General features: G+C 59.3%; 18 protein-coding genes. 12 read left to right on the top strand and 6 right to left on the bottom strand.

What is annotated here, in order from left to right; genetic code table 11:
• Positions 1 to 79: 79 nt before the first annotated feature.
• From HX869_RS10225 to HX869_RS10245, 5 genes are all read right to left on the bottom strand, one after another.
• Positions 80 to 364 carry a YceK/YidQ family lipoprotein gene (locus tag HX869_RS10225; RefSeq protein ID WP_023659172.1) on the bottom strand — a complete coding sequence of 95 codons (285 nt, stop codon included), beginning with the start codon at positions 362 to 364 and terminating at the stop codon, positions 80 to 82.
• Positions 357 to 986, bottom strand: coding sequence for a flavin prenyltransferase UbiX (ubiX, locus tag HX869_RS10230; protein WP_003219402.1), 630 nt, complete (start codon positions 984 to 986; stop codon positions 357 to 359). Before ubiX ends, HX869_RS10225 begins: the two co-directional genes overlap by 8 nt.
• On the bottom strand, positions 983 to 2,332 hold the full coding sequence (gene mpl, locus HX869_RS10235; protein ID WP_003219401.1) for a UDP-N-acetylmuramate:L-alanyl-gamma-D-glutamyl-meso-diaminopimelate ligase: 1,350 nt from the start codon (positions 2,330 to 2,332) through the stop codon (positions 983 to 985). Before mpl ends, ubiX begins: the two co-directional genes overlap by 4 nt.
• Positions 2,333 to 2,550: 218 nt before the next feature.
• Positions 2,551 to 3,300 (bottom strand): hypothetical protein, encoded by a 750-nt coding sequence (locus tag HX869_RS10240; RefSeq protein ID WP_256349658.1) that lies wholly within the window; start codon positions 3,298 to 3,300, stop codon positions 2,551 to 2,553.
• Positions 3,301 to 3,773: 473 nt separating this feature from the next.
• Positions 3,774 to 5,684 (bottom strand): sigma-54-dependent Fis family transcriptional regulator, encoded by a 1,911-nt coding sequence (locus HX869_RS10245; protein WP_178903046.1) that lies wholly within the window; start codon positions 5,682 to 5,684, stop codon positions 3,774 to 3,776.
• 286 nt (positions 5,685 to 5,970) lie between these two features.
• Between HX869_RS10245 and HX869_RS10250 the strand changes: the two genes are divergently transcribed.
• From HX869_RS10250 to fic, 10 genes are all read left to right on the top strand, one after another.
• Positions 5,971 to 7,491, top strand: coding sequence for an aldehyde dehydrogenase family protein (locus HX869_RS10250; RefSeq protein WP_003219398.1), 1,521 nt, complete (start codon positions 5,971 to 5,973; stop codon positions 7,489 to 7,491).
• A 98-nt stretch (positions 7,492 to 7,589) separates the two neighbouring features.
• Positions 7,590 to 9,038, top strand: a complete 1,449-nt coding sequence (gene eat, locus HX869_RS10255) for an ethanolamine permease (protein ID WP_008436523.1) — start codon at positions 7,590 to 7,592, stop codon at positions 9,036 to 9,038.
• Positions 9,039 to 9,102: 64 nt separating this feature from the next.
• Positions 9,103 to 10,497 carry an ethanolamine ammonia-lyase subunit EutB gene (locus HX869_RS10260; protein WP_008436522.1) on the top strand — a complete coding sequence of 465 codons (1,395 nt, stop codon included), beginning with the start codon at positions 9,103 to 9,105 and terminating at the stop codon, positions 10,495 to 10,497.
• A complete protein-coding gene (gene eutC / locus HX869_RS10265; RefSeq protein WP_087692359.1) occupies positions 10,494 to 11,342 on the top strand; it encodes an ethanolamine ammonia-lyase subunit EutC in 849 nt (282 codons plus the stop codon). Before HX869_RS10260 ends, eutC begins: the two co-directional genes overlap by 4 nt.
• Before the next feature lie 92 nt (positions 11,343 to 11,434).
• Complete coding sequence (locus HX869_RS10270) at positions 11,435 to 11,893, top strand: N-acetyltransferase (RefSeq protein WP_003219389.1); 459 nt, start codon at positions 11,435 to 11,437, stop codon at positions 11,891 to 11,893.
• A 240-nt stretch (positions 11,894 to 12,133) separates the two neighbouring features.
• Positions 12,134 to 12,790, top strand: a complete 657-nt coding sequence (locus HX869_RS10275; protein ID WP_008436520.1) for a DedA family protein — start codon at positions 12,134 to 12,136, stop codon at positions 12,788 to 12,790.
• A gap of 6 nt (positions 12,791 to 12,796) precedes the next feature.
• Entirely contained in the window at positions 12,797 to 13,627 is an 831-nt protein-coding gene (locus tag HX869_RS10280) for a zinc-dependent peptidase (RefSeq protein WP_003219385.1), read from the top strand.
• 93 nt (positions 13,628 to 13,720) lie between these two features.
• Positions 13,721 to 14,248, top strand: a complete 528-nt coding sequence (ppa, locus tag HX869_RS10285; RefSeq protein ID WP_003176323.1) for an inorganic diphosphatase — start codon at positions 13,721 to 13,723, stop codon at positions 14,246 to 14,248.
• Between the two features lie 214 nt (positions 14,249 to 14,462).
• Positions 14,463 to 15,239, top strand: coding sequence for an XRE family transcriptional regulator (locus HX869_RS10290; protein ID WP_087692357.1), 777 nt, complete (start codon positions 14,463 to 14,465; stop codon positions 15,237 to 15,239).
• Positions 15,240 to 15,745: 506 nt separating this feature from the next.
• Positions 15,746 to 16,867 carry a protein adenylyltransferase Fic gene (gene fic / locus HX869_RS10295; RefSeq protein WP_177040881.1) on the top strand — a complete coding sequence of 374 codons (1,122 nt, stop codon included), beginning with the start codon at positions 15,746 to 15,748 and terminating at the stop codon, positions 16,865 to 16,867.
• A gap of 123 nt (positions 16,868 to 16,990) precedes the next feature.
• On the opposite strand, the gene HX869_RS10300 is transcribed toward fic, so the two are convergent.
• On the bottom strand, positions 16,991 to 17,302 hold the full coding sequence (locus tag HX869_RS10300; protein ID WP_178903047.1) for a DUF6124 family protein: 312 nt from the start codon (positions 17,300 to 17,302) through the stop codon (positions 16,991 to 16,993).
• 399 nt (positions 17,303 to 17,701) lie between these two features.
• Between HX869_RS10300 and HX869_RS10305 the strand changes: the two genes are divergently transcribed.
• Together HX869_RS10305 and HX869_RS10310 are read left to right on the top strand one after the other, a co-directional pair.
• Positions 17,702 to 18,346 (top strand): NAD(P)H-dependent oxidoreductase, encoded by a 645-nt coding sequence (locus HX869_RS10305; protein WP_087692356.1) that lies wholly within the window; start codon positions 17,702 to 17,704, stop codon positions 18,344 to 18,346.
• Positions 18,285 to 18,677 carry a MerR family transcriptional regulator gene (locus HX869_RS10310; RefSeq protein WP_177008869.1) on the top strand — a complete coding sequence of 131 codons (393 nt, stop codon included), beginning with the start codon at positions 18,285 to 18,287 and terminating at the stop codon, positions 18,675 to 18,677. Before HX869_RS10305 ends, HX869_RS10310 begins: the two co-directional genes overlap by 62 nt.
• Positions 18,678 to 18,754: the final 77 nt, after the last annotated feature.

Raw genomic sequence — 18,754 nt, forward strand, 5'->3', positions numbered from 1 at the left:
ATGATACAGTGACTGATTCACCGCATTCGCGAGCAAGCCCGCTCCCACATTGGATTTCTGTTAATACTGGGATTAAGTACTACAGCCCGCCCGTCGCATTGAACCCAACCCCCAGCACCGTCAGCACCGACAGCGGCAACAGCAGCGTGTCGAGCAAGGCACTGGCCGGCAGGTCGACATGGGGATAGCTCGGCGCCTCGGCCCCAAAACGGTCCATCGCGCAGCACCCGCCCTGAATCGCATACATGTCCAGCCGCGTGCCGGCATACACCACCGGCGCGCCGGGCTGGGCTGCGTCCAGGGTTCGCGCAGTCGCACACCCGGTCAGTTGCAGCGCCAGCAGCACCATCAATAGTTTATTCATCACTGCTCAAATGGTGCTCGCCCCAGCGCGGCAGCATGTCCTGGGGAATGTTCAGCAGGTTGAGAATCCGCGCCACCACAAAGTCCACCAGGTCATCGATGGTCTGCGGCTGGTGATAGAAGCCCGGCGACGCCGGCAAGATAGTCACGCCCATGTTCGACAGCTTGAGCATGTGCTCCAGATGGATGCTCGAATACGGCGCTTCGCGCGGCACCAGAATCAACTGGCGACGCTCCTTCAAGGTCACGTCCGCCGCACGCTCGATCAGGTTGTTGCAGGCGCCCGTGGCAATCGCCGACAGGGTCCCGGTGGAACACGGCACCACCACCATCGCGGCCGGTGCACCGGAGCCCGACGCCACCGGTGACATCCAGTCTTCCTTGCCATAGACCTTGATCTGCCCCGCCGCCGCACCGGTGTACTCGGTGAGGAAGGCCTGCATCATCTGCACTTTGGGCGGCAACGCCACATCGGTCTCGGTGGCCAGCACCAGTTGCGCGGCCTTGGAGATCAGGAAGTGCACCTCGCGGTCTTCGCGCACCAGGCAGTCCAGCAGGCGCAAGCCATAGGGCGCGCCGGACGCGCCGGTCATCGCCAGGGTGACGCGTTCCGGGCCGCTCACTTCAGGGCCTCGGCGAGTTTGCCATGCAGGCCGCCAAAGCCGCCGTTGCTCATGATCACCACGTGAGTGCCGGGCCTGGCCTGGTGTTTCACGTGCTCGATGATGCCTTCCAGTGAGTCGCGGCAAATCGACGGCACCGTGCACAACGCGGCGATGGCAGGCAGGTCCCAACCGAGGTTGGCCGGCGCGTACCACACAACCTGGTCGGCATCGTTGACGCTTTCCGGCAAACCATCACGGTGGGCGCCCAGCTTCATGGAGTTGGAGCGCGGCTCGATAATCGCGATCACCTGGGCATCACCCACACGCTTGCGCAAGCCATCCAGGGTAGTGGCGATGGCCGTCGGGTGGTGGGCAAAGTCGTCATAGATGGTAATCCCATTCACTTCGGCGACCTTTTCCATCCGGCGCTTGACGCTTTTGAACGCGCTCAAGGCCGCAATGCCCATGGACGGCACCACGCCGACATGCCGCGCAGCCGCCAGGGTGACCAAGGCATTGGCGACGTTGTGCTGGCCGGTCATGTCCCAATCGACGATGCCTTGGGCGACGCCTTCGAACAGCACTTCAAATTTGGAGCCATCTTCGCTCAGCAGTTTGACCTGCCATTGGCCGCCAGCACCGGTGGTTTGTACCGGGGTCCAGCAGCCCATCTCGATAACTCGCTGCAGGGCAGGTTCGGTGGTGGGGTGAATCACCAGGCCTTCGCTGGGAATGGTGCGCACCAAGTGGTGGAACTGCCGCTCGATGGCCGCCAGATCAGGGAAGATGTCCGCGTGATCGAACTCCAGGTTGTTCAGGATCGCCGTACGCGGGCGGTAGTGAACGAACTTGGAGCGTTTGTCGAAGAACGCGCTGTCGTACTCATCGGCTTCGATGACAAAAAACGGGGTGTCGCCGAGGCGCGCCGACACCGAGAAATTCTGCGGCACGCCACCAATCAGGAAGCCCGGGCTCATGCCCGCATGCTCCAGCACCCAGGCCAGCATGCTGCTGGTGGTGGTCTTGCCATGGGTACCGGCAACGGCGAGTACCCAACGGCCTTGCAACACATGGTCGGCCAGCCATTGCGGGCCAGACACGTACGGCAAACCTTTATTCAGTACATATTCGACTGCCGGGTTACCGCGCACCATGGCATTGCCGATCACGACAAGGTCCGGGACCGGGTCGAATTGCGCCGGGTCATAACCTTGGGTCAGCTCAATGCCCTGGGCCTGCAGTTGCGTGCTCATGGGTGGGTAAACGTTGGCATCGGAGCCAGTAACATGATGGCCCAGTTCTTTGGCGAGCACCGCCATGGAGCCCATGAACGTGCCGCAAATACCGAGAATATGAATGTGCATAGTCGACCTCGTAAAACATCGAGGCAGGTTAGCGCAGGGAAGGGAAAATCGCACTCTTTAGCTGTAGCACGCAGGCCTTGGGGGGTAGCCGCCATTGTTTGTCAGAGCGTAGGGGAATATTCGATAAGTCCGGTGCCACAGGATGCATGCATGGCATCGGACCCATCGCCAGTTTGACTGAGCATCATCCATGACTCGAAAGTTTACGCGGGGTTATGTCACACGACTTTTGTTTCGGCAGACTCCGCCGGTAATTCCAGCGTTTTCATGTGCAACAACTTCCCTATGAACTTGTTTAATGCGTCGAATTTTTTATCAATAACATCCAGACGGCCTTTGTCATCGGTGCCGTCTGCGGGAGTGGCAATGTAAGGCCGGAATACCATGTCGCTTTCGTCCGCCAGTTTTTTAAGCTGTTCCTCCGCAGTTTTATACAAGGCCTCAAGCGTTTCCAGGCGCTCGCTTGGCGTACGCGACGACGAGGAGTCGCTCATTTTAAGTGCCGGAGCATTCGTTCCTTGACGCATTGCCATAATATTGTTGGCAATGACTTCCATGCGCAACTCGGCCAGGCCCAAGCGCGCGGTCGTGGCACCCGTGTCGGTGTCCTGCGTGGCGACGACCGATGTTGTCCCGTCGGTTTTCGCGGCAGGCACCTGCGTGCTTGGAGCCGGCTGGTGAGCCGGAGGGAGCAGTGGCGTATTGTTTGTAAACTGCGCCTTGATTGTCTCGCCAGACCAAACCGAGCCTGCGTAGGTACCAATACTCAGGGGAGCACTGACCAATCCGCTTACACCCGAACTGACAAAGGCGTCGCGGGCTACCGTCGCCGCCTGGGGCGAGGTGTCGAACACCTTAGCCTTGACCAGGCGATCAGCAACCATCAGGTTTTGAGTCACCTGTGCCATATCTTTAGGATCTGCGCTGGCCTGAGGCTTGAACGGCCGGTTGGCAGGCCCTTGGTTCATCAATTTTTGTTGTGTCAGCGTTTGAAAATTATTGGGTTTCTCGGGCTTGGGTAGCGTTGTGGAGGTGTCTGTGGCCGGATTTTTCCCTAACCGGGGTTTAGGTTGGGGAGCTATTGGAGGGGAGCTGCCCTGGCCACCGGGACGTACTATCGGAGGCGTTACACCGCCATTGCGCGGGGCCGGTGGTGTATTCACTGGAGGTAGATTGACCGTGTTGGGCCGAATTCTAATACTATTCATGATTATTATCTCACTTGTTGTTACTATTTACGCATAAGCGCTATTAGCGAGTTATCGAGACAATCGACAACCGCCAACTTAGTAACTAAACAGATAATGAACGTTCCAGAAGACAGTCACCCACACACGAAAATACATGACAAAACATTAATACGGTGCGACGCCAATTATTTAACGCACAGTCGCCCACAACACAGATTGATCACTCACAGCCAGAACAGGTAACGTCATCATTAAACCTGACGCGCTATACCATACTTACGTAACTTTCTATAAAGCGTATTTCTACTGACTCCAAGCACGGTCGCCACGTGCGTCATATGCCAGCGTTGCTGCACCAATGTTGCCAGCAATGCCTGGCGCTCGGCAGCATCCAGCAATGAGTTTGCCGGTTCACTCATCGCCACCGGCAGGGTTTGCACGGCACGAATCTGTGCAGGCAGGTCATCAAGCCTCACCCGCCCGTCCTCACACAGTGCGGCAAGGGTGCGCAACACCGTGCGCAACTGCCGCACGTTGCCCGGCCACGCGAACGCCAACAGGGCCTGGCGGGCCTCGCCGTCAAGCTGCACCGCCTGATCTCCCGCTTCTTCGGCCAACAGGAAGTCCAGCAGTTGCAACTTGTCACTGCGCTCGCGCAACGGCGGCAAGGCCACTTCCAGGCCATTGAGCCGGTAATACAGGTCTTCACGAAAACTACCGTCCTGCACCCGATCAAGCAGATTACGGTGGGTAGCGCTGATAATTCTGACGTCCACCGCTTGCGGTTCACCGCCGATGGGCACTACCAAGCGGTCTTCAAGCACCCTTAATAGCCGGGTTTGCAAAGCCAGCGGCATATCGCCGATTTCATCCAGAAACAACGTGCCACCATCTGCCTGCTGCAGCTTGCCGCGCATGCCTTCCTTGCGGGCGCCGGTAAAACTGCCGCCGCGATAACCGAACAGCTCGCTTTCGATGAGGCTTTCCGGGATGGCTGCGCAGTTGAGGGCCACAAAGGCTTTATCTGCGCGCAGGCTTGCATGGTGCACGGCCTTGGCAAACGCCTCTTTGCCAGACCCGGTTTCCCCCTGGATCAGCAAAGGCACATTACGCTCGAACACCCGCAAGGCTCTGCGGAAATCGTTTTGCAGCGCCGCGTCTCCAAGGCAAATGCCCGGCAATCGCGGCCGCTCCGGCAAGGCGTGGGCCACCGGCACCGGTACGCTGCGTGGCTGGCCGCGCAACACCGCGAACAAGCCACGGCCATCGCGGGTACGCAGGGGCCAACTGGCGCTGGCGTTCGCGCTGGCACGCCCGAGCAACTCATCGAGCGAACAATCGAAAAACGCCTCGACCGGCTGCCCCAACAACCCGCCACGGATTTGCCCGAGCAGGTTCAACGCACTCTGGTTAACCGCACAAATGCGCCCTTCACCATCGAACGCCAGCAGCCCTTCGCTGAACAGGCCCACAGACTCGGCCTGCAAATGAAAGCGCAGCAACCAGTGGTGCTCAAAATGGCGCAGGAAGTAACAGCTCTCGATCATCTTCGCCGAAAGATTGACCAGCGCCATGGTGTGGAACTGGCTCTGGCGCGACACCGCCTCCCGGGCCGAGGACACATCCAGCACCGCCAGCAGTTCGCCATGAGGGTCGAACACCGGGCTGGCCGAGCAGGTCAGGCCGGTATGTCGGCCACGAAAATGTTCATCGCGATGAATCGTCAGGGACTGGCGCTCCACCAGGCAGGTGCCGATGCCGTTGGTGCCTTCGCAGGCCTCGCTCCAATCGGCACCCAGCCACAGCCCGGCACCCTCGAAGATCTTGCGCTCGCTGGGGGCGGTGACGCAGTTGAGGATCACCCCGCGGGCGTCGGTCAGCAGCACCGCATGGCCGGCGCCGGAGAGCTGTTGATGCAGGCTGTTCATTTCATTGCCGGCGATGCTCAGCACTTGTTGCAGGCGTTCGCGGCTTTCCAGCAGGCGGCCATGTTCGAGCACCGTGGGCGCGATGGTCAATGCGGGGTCGAGGTGATAGTCCTCAAGACAACGCAGCCAGGAGCGGGCGATGGACGGATCGCTGCCGGGGCCATGCAGCGGGTCCTGCCCACGGGTGACCGTCAGGACTTGTTGGGCATGGCGACTGAAATGATCGTTTTGCATGTTCTTATTATTCTCCCTGCGTGAAGTACACCGCGCGCGAGTGCCCAGCATCCTCCAGCCTCCCGACCAATGCAATCCCGGGCAGACCCACCGGTCACAGGCTGTACCGCTTATGGCACAAACTGTCACCCAGGCTGTACCAAGCTTGCCACAGCAACGGTTTGCAACAACCTCTAAACCCTTGATTTACAGGCTCTACGAGGCACTGGCCCGACCTTTGCTCTACGCTTTAACAAGCACAACCGTGCGTCCTCCAATAAACACAAAAAGCCAGGAGATACCCACCATGCGTTACGCACACCCCGGTACTGAAGGCGCGATCGTTTCGTTCAAGGCCAAGTACGGCAACTACATCGGCGGTGAGTTTGTCGCGCCGGTCGATGGCAACTATTTCACCAACACCTCGCCGGTCAACGGCAAGCCCATCGCCGAATTCCCGCGCTCCACTGCCAAGGATATCGACAAGGCCCTGGACGCCGCCCACGCCGCCGCTGACGCCTGGGGCAAGACCTCGGCCCAGGACCGCTCGCTGGTACTGCTGAAAATCGCCGACCGCATCGAACAGAACCTCGAACTGCTGGCCATCACCGAAACCTGGGACAACGGCAAGGCCGTGCGCGAAACCCTGAACGCCGACATCCCGCTGGCCGCGGATCACTTCCGCTACTTCGCCGGCTGCATCCGCGCCCAGGAAGGCAGCAGCGCCGAGATCAACGAACACACCGCCGCTTACCACTTCCACGAACCGCTGGGCGTGGTCGGCCAGATCATCCCGTGGAACTTCCCGCTGCTGATGGCCGCCTGGAAACTCGCGCCAGCCCTGGCCGCCGGTAACTGCGTGGTGCTCAAGCCTGCCGAGCAAACCCCGCTGGGCATCAACGTGCTGATGGAACTGATCGGCGACCTGCTGCCGCCGGGCGTGCTGAACGTGGTGCACGGCTACGGCAAAGAAGCCGGCGAAGCCCTGGCCACCAGCAAGCGCATCGCCAAGATCGCCTTCACCGGCTCCACGCCAGTGGGCTCGCACATCATGCACGCGGCCGCCGAGAACATCATTCCGTCCACCGTTGAGCTGGGCGGCAAGTCGCCGAACATCTTCTTCGCCGACATCATGAAAGCCGAACCGCAATTCATCGAGAAGGCCGCCGAAGGTTTGGTGCTGGCGTTCTTCAACCAGGGCGAAGTGTGCACCTGCCCTTCCCGCGCGCTGGTGGAAGAGTCGATCTACGACGACTTCATGAAAGTGGTGATGAAAAAGGTCGAGTCGATCAAACGTGGCGACCCGCTGGACACCGACACCATGGTCGGCGCCCAGGCGTCCGAGCAGCAGTTCGACAAGATTTTGTCCTACCTCGAAATCGCCAAGGGCGAAGGCGCCGAGCTGCTGACTGGTGGCAAGGTCGAGAAGCTGACCGGCGATCTGGCCACCGGCTATTACATCCAACCAACCCTGCTCAAGGGCACCAACAAGATGCGGGTGTTCCAGGAAGAAATCTTTGGCCCTGTGGTGAGCATCACCACGTTCAAGGATGAAGCCGAAGCCCTGGCGATTGCCAACGACACCGAGTTCGGCCTGGGTGCCGGCCTGTGGACCCGCGACATCAACCGCGCGTACCGCATGGGCCGGGCGATCAAGGCCGGGCGTGTATGGACCAACTGCTATCACCTGTACCCGGCGCATGCTGCGTTCGGTGGTTACAAGAAGTCCGGTGTGGGCCGTGAGACTCACAAGATGATGCTTGATCACTATCAGCAGACCAAAAACCTGCTGGTGAGCTACGACATCAACCCGCTGGGCTTCTTCTAACTGACAACCCGCTCCCACACTTGATCTTCACAAGACCTTGCTACTCATTCGGCTTACTTAAGTAAGCCGGGATAAAACAATAAGAAAGGGATTCCATCATGCCCAGCGAACCGAATGGCGCTCCGGCGTCCGGGTCTTCCGTCGACTTTGAAAAGGTCGGCACCGAATACTTCCAACAACGGGAACTGAAAAAAGGCGCTGCCGGCTGGGTACTATTAGTCGGTCTCGGGGTTGCCTACGTCATCTCCGGCGACTACGCCGGCTGGAACTTCGGCCTCGCCCAGGGTGGCTGGGGCGGCATGTTCCTCGCCACACTGCTGATGGCCACCATGTACCTGTGCATGTGTTTCTCCCTGGCCGAACTGTCCTCCATGATTCCTACCGCTGGCGGCGGCTACGGCTTTGCCCGCAGCGCATTCGGCCCCTGGGGCGGGTTCCTCACCGGCACCGCGATCCTTATCGAATACGCCATCGCCCCCGCCGCCATCGCGGTGTTTATCGGCGCCTATTGCGAGTCGCTGTTCGGCATTGGCGGCTGGATGATCTACCTGGCGTTCTACATCATCTTTATCGGCATCCACATCTTCGGCGTGGGTGAAGCGCTGAAGCTGATGTTTGTGATTACCGCCGTCGCCGCGATTGCCCTGGGTGTGTTCCTGGTGTCGATGGTGCCGCACTTCAGTGTCGCCAACCTGCTGGACATCCCGGTGACCGAGGCCAAGGGCGCCAGCACTTTCCTGCCCTTCGGTTATGTCGGCGTGTGGGCGGCGATTCCCTATGCGATCTGGTTCTTCTTGGCCGTCGAAGGTGTGCCACTGGCCGCTGAAGAAACCAAGAACCCCAAACGCGACCTGCCCCGCGGCCTGATCGGCGCCATTGTGGTGCTGACCAGCTTCGCCCTGCTGATTTTGGTGATCGCCCCCGGCGGTGCTGGCGCCTACGCGTTGATGGCATCGGGCAATCCGCTGGTGGAAGCCTTGTCCAAAGCCTACGGCGGCTCCACGTGGATGGGCCACTTCGTCAATCTGGTGGGCCTGGCCGGGCTGATCGCGAGCTTCTTCTCGATCATCTACGCCTACTCCCGGCAGATCTTCGCCCTGTCCCGCGCCGGTTACCTGCCGCGCAAGCTGTCGCAGACTAACAAAAGCAAGGCACCGGTACTGGCCCTGGTGATCCCCGGCATCATCGGGTTCGGCCTGTCGCTGACCGGCCAAGGCGATTTGCTGATTCTGGTCGCCGTATTCGGCGCGACCATTTCCTACGTGCTGATGATGGCCGCGCACATCACCTTGCGCATCCGCCGCCCCAAAATGGACCGCCCTTACCGTACTCCGGGCGGCATCTTCACCTCGGGCGTCGCCCTGGTACTGGCCTGCATCGCTGTTGTGGCGGGCTTTCTGGTGGATCCGCGCGTGGTGATTGGCGCGGCGATCATCTATGGAGTATTAATTGCTTACTTTGCTTTCTACAGTCGGCATCACTTGGTAGCAGGCACGCCGGAAGAGGAATTTGCGGCGATCCAGGCCGCAGAGGCCGCCTTGCACTAAACGCCGTAAACCTCGACGCGGGCGCTTTACTCACATTCAGCCCGCGTCGACAAGGAGACTCTGTATGGCAAGCTTTTCCCACGCGGTCGGTGTATTGACCTACCGCTTCGACAGCCTCAAGGACGTGATGGCCAAGGCCAGCCCGGCCCGCTCCGGGGATTTTTTGGCGGGTGTTGCCGCCCAGAACGATGGCGAGCGGGTCGCGGCGCAAATGGCCTTGGCCAACATTCCGTTGAAGCACTTTCTCGAAGAAGTGTTGATCCCGTACGAAAGCGACGAAGTCACCCGGCTGATTATCGATACCCACGATAAACAGGCGTTTTCCGTGGTCAGCCACCTGACCGTCGGGGGTTTGCGGGATTGGCTGCTCAGCGACGCGGCCGACGAACAGAGCCTGCGCGCCCTGGCGCCCGGGCTGACACCGGAAATGGCCGCCGCCGTGTCGAAGATCATGCGCGTGCAGGACCTGGTACTGGTGGCGCAGAAAATCCGCGTCGTCACACAGTTCCGCGGCACGATGGGCCTGCGCGGGCGCCTGTCCACCCGCCTGCAGCCCAACCATCCCACCGATGAGCCGGCCGGTATCGCCGCGAGCATTCTTGACGGCCTGCTCTACGGCAACGGCGACGCCATGATCGGCATCAACCCGGCTACCGACAGCATCGCCTCGATCTGCGCGATGCTGGAAATGCTCGACGCGATCATCCAGCGTTATGAAATCCCGACCCAGGCCTGCGTGCTGACCCACGTCACCACCTCCATCGAAGCCATCAACCGTGGCGTGCCGCTGGACCTGGTGTTCCAGTCGATCGCCGGCACCGAGGCGGCCAATGCCAGCTTCGGCATCAGCCTGAGCGTGCTGCAGGAAGGCTACGACGCGGGCCTGAGCCTTAATCGCGGCACCCTCGGGCAAAACCTGATGTATTTCGAAACCGGCCAGGGCAGCGCCTTGTCGGCCAACGCACACTTTGGCGTCGACCAGCAAACCTGCGAAACCCGCGCCTATGCCGTTGCCCGGCATTTCAAGCCGTTTTTGGTGAACACGGTCGTAGGATTTATCGGCCCCGAGTACCTGTACAACGGCAAGCAGATCATCCGCGCCGGCCTCGAAGACCACTTCTGCGGCAAGCTGCTGGGCGTGCCCATGGGGTGCGACATCTGCTACACCAACCATGCCGAAGCCGACCAGGACGACATGGACACCCTGCTCACCCTGCTGGGCGTGGCCGGGATCAACTTCATCATGGGCATCCCGGGCTCCGACGACATCATGCTCAACTACCAGACCACTTCATTTCACGACGCGCTGTACGCCCGCCAAACATTGGGTTTAAAGCCGGCACCGGAGTTTGAACAGTGGCTGGCGAAAATGGGCATCTTCACGCAAGCCGACGGCAAGGTGCACTTCGGCAACAGCCTGCCACCGGCATTCCGCCACGCCTTGGCGCAACTGGGATGAAGAAGGAACCGCCCGTGCACATCGACACCCCGGAAAACAACGTGGACAACCCGTGGCTTGAGCTGCGGCGCCTGACCCCGGCGCGGATTGCCCTAGGCCGCACCGGCACCAGCATGCCTACCGGCGCTCAGCTGGATTTCCAGTTCGCCCATGCCCAGGCCCGCGACGCGGTACACCTGCCGTTTGATCATGCAGGGCTCAGCAGCCAATTGGCGGAGCGTGGCCGCGACAGCCTGCTGCTGCACAGCGCCGCCGTCGACCGTCACAGCTACCTGCAACGCCCGGACCTTGGGCGCCGCCTCAGTGATGAATCCGCCCAGGCCCTGCGGGACTATGCCGAAGCCAACCCCGGCGGCGTGGACCTGGCGGTGGTGGTGGCCGATGGCTTGTCGGCCCTGGCGGTGCATAAACATACGTTGCCGTTTCTTACACGCATGGAGGAACAAACCCACGCTGAAGGCTGGTCGCTGTCACCGGTGATTCTGGTGGAGCAGGGCCGTGTCGCCGTCGCGGATGAAGTCGGCCAGTTGCTCGGGGCAAAAATGGTGGTGATCCTGATCGGCGAGCGGCCGGGGCTCAGCTCGCCGGACAGCCTGGGGCTGTATTTCACCTACAACCCCAAGGTCGGCCTCACTGACGCCTACCGCAACTGCATCTCCAATGTGCGCCTGGAAGGCTTGAGCTACGGCATGGCCGCTCACCGCCTGCTTTACTTGATGCGGGAGGCCTGTCGCCGGCAGTTGTCGGGGGTCAACCTCAAGGATGAAGCGCAGGTACAAACCCTCGAGTCGGATGATCCCGACCTGATGAAAGGAAACTTCCTGCTCAGCCCACCGAAGGACTGATCCCTGCACGATTGCGCTTTTTCTCTGCTTTAGGCAGCATCGAGACACGGCCGCTTGTGTGGTCATACCCCATTTGGAAGTTGAGGCCTGGCATGCGGATTACTCAAGCGACCCTTGAACACCTGGACCTGTTGACCCCGCTTTTCGTCAAATACCGCGAATTTTACGGCGCGCTGCCGTTTCCTGATTCGAGCCGCGCCTTCCTGGAAAAACGCCTGCGCCGCAAGGAGTCCGTGATCTACCTGGCGCTGGCCGACGATGACGACAAGAAACTGCTTGGCTTTTGCCAGCTGTATCCAAGCTTTTCATCGTTGTCCCTCAAGCGGGTGTGGATCCTCAACGACATCTACGTCGCCGAAGACGCACGCCGGCAGTTGGTGGCCGACAACCTGATGCGTACCGCGAAGAAGATGGCCAAGGAAACTCAAGCCGTGCGCCTGCGTGTGTCCACCAGCAGCGACAACCAGGTGGCGCAGAAAACCTATGAGTCCATCGGTTTTCGGGAAGACACCGAGTTCAAGAACTACGTGCTTGCGATCAGCGATGACTGACAACTATTAACCAAACCTCATACATCTGTTGTGGGAGCCCCCTCCCACACTGACGCTGTGTCTACAATCAGATCGCTTTCGCGACATTCCCCGCTACAAAACCAGCACGCTTTTCACAACTCTATCCGTATAATGCGGACCTTTCAGGGTCGTAAGAAATACGCCACTACCTTGTAGCCCTTATTACCCGAAGCCTCCGCACAGGCCCGCTGAGCCAGGCCATTCACACAGGTGCCCTCCATGGATTTCAACCCGCTCGACCTTATCCTGCATCTCGACGTGTACCTCGACATGCTGGTGAGAAACTACGGAGTGTGGATCTACGCCATTCTGTTCCTGGTTATCTTTTGCGAAACCGGCCTGGTGGTCATGCCGTTTCTGCCGGGTGATTCCTTACTGTTCATCGCCGGCGCTGTTGCAGCGGGCGGCGGCATGGACCCGATATTGCTGGGCGGCCTGCTTATGCTCGCGGCCATCCTGGGTGACAGTACCAACTACGTGATCGGACGAACGGCCGGGGAACGCTTGTTCAGCAACCCCAACTCGAAGATCTTCCGCCGCGACTACCTGCAAAAAACCCACGACTTCTACGACAAGCACGGCGGCAAAACCGTGACCCTGGCGCGCTTCCTGCCGATCCTGCGCACGTTTGCGCCGTTCGTCGCCGGTATCGCGAAAATGCCTTACCCGCGCTTCTTCGGTTTCAGCGTGTTCGGCACCGTCCTCTGGGTCGGCGGCCTGGTAACCCTGGGCTACTTCTTCGGCAACGTGCCGTTCATCAAGAAAAACCTGTCGCTGCTGGTGGTGTTCATCATCCTGCTGTCGCTGGTACCGATGATCATCGGTGTGTTCCGCAGCCGCTTTGGCCGCAATTCCACCGAAGCCAAGCCGCAGTAACCTGCGATGTGGTCCCTCAGCGCCTGGCGTCGCCGGCGCCTGCTGGCCAAGCACCCGATTGCCGATGAAACGTGGCAGCGGGTGCGCCATCACCTGACGTTCCTCGACGGCATCACTGCCGAGCAAGACCAGTGGCTGCGGGAAGCCTGCGTGGTGTTCCTCGCCGAAAAACACCTCACCGCCCTGCCCGGCGTCGAACTGCACCAGGAACAGCGCCTGCTGCTCGCCGCCCAGGCACAGCTGCCGCTGATGAACCTTGGCGACCTCGACTGGTACCAGGGCTTCCACGAGATCGTGCTGTACCCCGACGACTTCCTCAGCCCGCAGCGCCATCGCGACGCCAGCGGCGTGGAGCACGAGTGGGACGGCGAGCACAGCGGCGAAGCCTGGCAACAGGGCCCGGTGATCCTTGCGTGGCCCGGCGTACTGGCCAGCGGCAACTGGGAAGGCTACAACCTGGTCATTCACGAACTGGCCCACAAGCTGGACATGCTCAACGGCGACGCCAACGGCCTGCCACCCCTGCACCACGACATGCGCGTGCAGGAATGGGCCAGCGTCATGCAAAGCGCCTTCGACGACCTCAACCGCCAGCTCGACCGCAACCCTGACGCCGAAACGGCCATCGACCCCTACGCCGCGGAAAACCCGGCCGAGTTCTTTGCCGTCACCAGCGAATATTTCTTCAGTGCCCCGGATTTACTGGTCAGCAGTTATCCACAGGTGTACGAGCAACTGAGCCACTTCTACCGTCAGGATCCCCTGGCGCGCCTGCACCAACTGCAGGCCGGCGACGTGCGGTATCAGACGGAACGCCAAGCGCCCTACGACGTCTGACGCATGGCATCGGCGTCAGAATATGCCTATAATCGCCGCCACTTTTAGGCCAATCCGGCCATGTTCCATGGCCAACTACGGGGGCAACGCCCAATGAGCTACAGCAAGATTCCGGCTGGCAAAGACCTGCCGAACGACATCTACGTCGCCATCGAGATTCCGGCCAACCACGCGCCGATCAAATACGAAATCGACAAAGACAGCGACTGCCTGTTCGTTGACCGTTTCATGGCCACCCCGATGTTCTACCCGGCCAACTACGGTTTCATCCCCAACACCCTGGCAGACGACGGTGACCCCCTCGACGTGCTGGTCGTGACCCCTTACCCGGTTACCCCAGGCTCGGTTATCCGCGCCCGCCCGGTCGGCATCCTGAACATGACTGACGACGGCGGCGGCGATGCCAAAGTTATCGCAGTACCACACGACAAGCTGTCCCAGCTGTATGTCGACGTGAAGGAATACACCGATCTGCCGCCACTGCTGCTGGAACAGATCAAACACTTCTTCGAGAACTACAAAGACCTCGAAAAAGGCAAATGGGTGAAGATCGACGGTTGGGGCAACGCAGACGCCGCCCGCGCCGAGATCATGAAGTCGGTCGCTGCCTACAAAGGCTGATACCGCTATTCGCTCTGAAAAAGCCCCGATTAAACGGGGCTTTTTTTGTGGGAAAAATATAAACATCCGCCTACTTTAATAAACATATTTACAGCAATTGTTTAACTAGCTTAATCAACTAGCAGAATAGTCCTGCGATAAGGAAACACCTACATACAGCAACTCAACGCATGGTTTATTTGATCTGATTTTACGGCCAGTAAACTCTGCGTTTATGAATACATCAGGTGATCGCTTAAGAGCGCTATTACGGGAAGTTCATCTTTCCGCTTCCGACTTCGCCAAGAACCGCGATGTTACGCCTCAACACGTAAACAACTGGTTCAAACGCGGCGTCCCCATGGGCCGGCTCAACGAGTTCGCAGAATTGTTGTGCGTCACCAGCCGTTGGCTGCGCACAGGCGAAGGCCCCAAACATCCACCCGCCAACTACCTGCTGGAAGGATCCGATGCAGACACCTCCCACCGTATCGCCCGCGAGACCAGCGGCAACTACATCACCCACCCGGTCTCGGGCCCGGTAAAAATCGACGTGGAGATCCCCCTCCACCCCACCTTCACCTCGACCGAAAGCATCCGCCTCTCCCTGCACACCCTTGAAGCCATCGGTGTAAGCCCGGAGCGGGCACTCGGGGCCTACATGGTCGGCAACAGCATGATCGACATCATCCAGGACGGAAGTACCCTTGCCATCGACTGTGGTCGCAAACAGATCATCGATGGCGAAATCTACGCGGTAGAGCACGACGGAATGCTGCGGATCAAATACCTCTACAACCGTCCAGGAGGTGGCCTGCGGATGCGCAGCCACAACAGCGCCGAGCATCCGGACGAGTTTTTGACCTATGAGCAGCGGCATGAGCAGAACTTTGAGATTCTGGGTTGGGTGTTCTGGTGGGCGACACTGAATAACCGCCGCCCGCCGGTGCCGCTGGATGCGCATTTATTGGGCTACGAAGGCTCTAAATCGGATCCGGAGCTGGGAAATTGAGGCGAATATGGGTATTATCCGCCGCACATTTGGCAGGGGGTTGGCGTGAAGCCGGTCCGCCCTGCCTGGCGATGCGGAGGAGTTCCCGCTGATGCCCCTTATCACCTGGGTGTGAGCCTGGGTGAACGATTTGAAGGCTGGTGAGGTTTACCAAAAATAAGCTGAACCAGTCCCCGAGAAGCCGGCCACAAGCCGGCTTTTTAATGCCTGGAAGAAATGCGCTACACCTGCCAGGCATCGAGCTATTTGAGAACGCGCCAACCGCTCCAAGGCACGCAAGCCGTCTTTTCCATCCTCAGGACATTCGCCTGATACGTCGCTAAAAGCCCGTTCCAAGAACACGTTTCGCATACCTGTCGTTACCAACGACATGACATCAAGACGTGTCGCAAAAATCAAAATATAGCGACACGTAGTGCACGCATGTTTACACTGACGCCACGAAAGGGCGCCCTGATGAGCCCCTCTTACCTTTAGACGGATAAGTCAAAGACCGAGCCCCATCCATGACCGCATCCCACCTTCCCTGGCAGGCTGACAAGCCCTACAACCAGCTTCCCACTTTGCCACCGGCAACTGTTCTGGAAACCCATGCAGTGCTCAAACGCTGCATTGAGGCCCGCACAGCCCTGGCCGAATTGAAGCAAGCGGCTGAGCTGATCCCTAACCAGACAATGCTGATCAACACCATTCCATTGCTGGAGGCCAAGGACAGCTCAGAGATCGAAAGTATCGTCACCACCACGGATTTGCTCTTTCAGCATGCTCAGGATGGGGATAGCCACGCAGACCCAGCGACCAAGGAAGCACTGCGCTACCGCAAAGCCCTGCAGAAAGGTTATCAATCGTTGGCCGACCGCCCACTCTCCACCGGTACTGCAGTCGAAATCTGCCGCACGCTTAAAGGCGTGAACATGGATATACGCCGGGTGCCAGGAGTCCAGCTAGCCAACGACCGAACCGGCGAGATCATCTATACCCCACCGGAAGGCGAAGATCGCTTACGTGACATGCTCGCCAACTGGGAGCGCTTCCTGCACAACGAGACCGACCTGGATCCATTAGTACGTATGGCGGTTAGTCACTATCAATTCGAAGCCATTCACCCATTCACCGACGGCAATGGCCGTACCGGGCGAGTGCTCAACACCCTGTACCTGATCCAGGAAGGCCTGCTGAATCTACCGATTCTCTACCTTAGCCGTTACATCATTGCCCATAGAGCCGATTACTACCGCCTGTTGCTTGATGTCACTCGCAAACAAGCCTGGGAGCCTTGGCTGCTGTACATGCTCAGCGCTGTGGAAGAAACAGCACGCTGGACTTGTGCAAAAATTGCCGCTATTCGCAGCCTGTCCGAGCACACCACCCAGTTTGTTCGTGAGCAGTTGCCGAAAACCTATTCCCGCGAGCTGGTAGACGTCATTTTCGAACAGCCCTACTGCCGCATCAGCAACGTCGTCGACAAACAGATTGCCCAGCGTCAAGCAGCCTCCCGTTACCTCAAAGAACTAGTCGCCATCGGCGTTCTGCAAGAGGTTCAGGTTGGCAAGGAAAAGCTCTTCATCCATCCCAAGCTGATGCAGTTACTCACTCGCGACAACAACGACTTCAAGCCGTACGCCTGAGGGGAGAGCTTTACTCGATGACAATCGTCTGCCGGGATCTGCGCCCCTGAGCCGTGATGATTAGCATTTGGTCAGTAGGTTGCTGACCAAATGCATCGTTACCTCAGTGTCGGCTTAGGATCCTCACCTCGGCTGCAAACAGTCCAGCGCTCGATCCACCACTACTTTCGACATTTCAACCAAATGCATCACCGCCCGCTGCGCGCCGTTCAGCGGCTCGGTCGACGCCTGGGCGGTCGCCACGGCGCAATGCAATAACTCGGCAGCATGGGCCAGGGCATCTTCGAAACTCAGTTCGTCATCAACGGTAAACGGGTTGGGTGAAGGCTGCGCGTCCGGCGCTTTGAGGTAGTGATCGATAGCGCGCCGAGTGGCGTCATTGTCGCTCAGTAAGGCTTTACGGAAAGTGGGTGGATCGGGGGTAACTTTGACCATGGTAAATCTCCAATCAAACATTTGGAGCCACCACGCTTCGCGACTAAACGAAGGTGGCAGCTGTACGCAGGTTAGTCGACCGGTCGATTGGAAACCCGGCGCGCCCGAGGGCGCCCTGCGCACAGCCACCATAAAAGTGCAGGCGAAAAACGGCCTGACTCATGAACTGATCGTGCGCCAATCGAATCCGGGCGACTAAACCCGATCACTGAATATGCAGTGACGGAACGCAGACTAGTCGCGGGATTTTGCTGGCGCAAGCGCCTGGAATTCTCTAGGAAACGTCCTGCAAATGAAAGGGATCAGTCTTCCTGGCCATTCCCAATCACCGCCTCTTCTTGACTCTCCCCCTAAGGTCACACCTCACCCTGAAACCCCAGTTTTCAGGACCGCACCACCATGAGCCAACGCATCCTGGTCATCCTCGGCCACCCTTCCAGCACCAGCTTCTGCTCGGCCCTCACCGACACCTACATCACCAGCGCCAAAAACGCCGGCCACGAAGTACGCATCCTGCGTCTGGGTGAACTGGCTTTCGACCCTATCCTCCACAACGGCTACAACCAGGCCCAGCCTCTGGAACCCGACCTGCTCAACGCTCAATCCGACATCCTGTGGGCCAATCACCTGACGTTTGTTTTCCCCGTCTGGTGGGGTGGCATCCCTGCGTTGATGAAAGGTTTTATCGACCGAATTTTCCTATCCGGTTTCGCCTTCAAATACCGCAAGGGAAAGGCCTTCCCCGACAAACTCCTGAAGGGCAGAACCGCGCACTTGCTGGTGACCCTGGACACGCCGCCGTGGTATTACAGGTGGTTCTACCGCATGCCCGCACTGCACCAGATACGCAAGACGACGCTGGAGTTTTGTGGCATCCAGCCGATCAAGACGTTGCAGTTCGGGCCGGTGCTTGGCTCTACGCCAGCACAGCGGGAACAGTGGCTGAAACAGGCCGGCGCACTCTTTGGGAAAAGGATTTTTCATGTACATCGGCAAAGCCGCGCAACTGTCGGGCACAACCATCAAGGCGATTCGTCACTATGAGGCCATCGGCCTGTTGCCGCCGCCGCAGCGGGAAGGTCGTTATCGGATTTACTCCACGCAAAGTGTCGAACTGCTGACGTTCATCAAGTGCGCCCAGCAGTTGGGTTTCAAGCTCAAGGAGTTGCAGGCGATTCTGGGTGGGCATCCTGGTGATGGGTTGCCCTGGGAGCTGGCGGACAAGGCAATCACCAACAAAAAGCAGGAACTGGTGAGGCAAATCGAAGCGCTGCAGAAGATGCACGGGGGATTGGTCGAATTTGAGGCCAGTCTCAAGGATGCTCAGGGCCAATGCACCGCACCACTGAAAACGCCACTGCCGTCAATGAGCTGAATCGCTGTTTTACGTAGTACCGGGCAGCGGCTCGGAACAGAAAAAGCTTCGCAAGTAATGGAGTGGTTTCCGGCCGC

Origin of the sequence: Pseudomonas sp. P7779, assembly GCF_013386315.1 — a bacterium.
GTDB lineage: Bacteria > Pseudomonadota > Gammaproteobacteria > Pseudomonadales > Pseudomonadaceae > Aquipseudomonas.